Here is a 570-nt window from a genome sequence, read left to right on the forward strand (position 1 = left end):
ACCTTTTGGAGCCAGCCGCCTAAGGTGGGACAGATGATTGGGGTGAAGTCGTAACAAGGTAGCCGTATCGGAAGGTGCGGCTGGATCACCTCCTTTCTATGGAGAATTGATAAGCGCTGCTTATCAATATAAGTTTCCGTGTTTCGTTTTCGTTTAGTTTTGAGAGTTCAATAAAAAGTATTGACTCTTAAATGAGGATATGATATAAATAAATCCTGCAATTTGTATGGGCCTATAGCTCAGCTGGTTAGAGCGCACGCCTGATAAGCGTGAGGTCGATGGTTCGAGTCCATTTAGGCCCACCATACAACTTGGGGCCTTAGCTCAGCTGGGAGAGCGCCTGCCTTGCACGCAGGAGGTCAGCGGTTCGATCCCGCTAGGCTCCACCAAAAAGCTATTTTAAATAGCAAATGGTATGTTCTTTGAAAACTAGATAACAGTGTAGCTCATATTTTTTAATTTTAGTTTGGTTAAGTTAGAAAGGGCGCACGGTGGATGCCTTGACACTAGGAGTCGATGAAGGACGGGACTAACGCCGATATGCTTCGGGGAGCTGTAAGTAAGCTTTGA

At 45.6% G+C, this 570-nt stretch carries 2 tRNA genes and 2 rRNA genes; all 4 read left to right on the forward strand.

Annotated elements, in window-relative coordinates:
- Positions 1 to 96 (forward strand): 16S ribosomal RNA (locus ACTFRN_RS28040); the annotation flags it as partial.
- Between the two features lie 132 nt (positions 97 to 228).
- Positions 229 to 305: transfer RNA gene (locus tag ACTFRN_RS28045), tRNA-Ile, on the forward strand.
- 8 nt (positions 306 to 313) lie between these two features.
- Positions 314 to 389, forward strand: a tRNA-Ala gene (locus ACTFRN_RS28050).
- Between the two features lie 79 nt (positions 390 to 468).
- Positions 469 to 570: ribosomal RNA gene (locus tag ACTFRN_RS28055) — 23S ribosomal RNA — on the forward strand; the annotation flags it as partial.

Source organism: Bacillus cereus group sp. MYBK245-2, from assembly GCF_051916145.1.
Classification (GTDB): Bacteria; Bacillota; Bacilli; order Bacillales; family Bacillaceae_G; genus Bacillus_A; species Bacillus_A pacificus.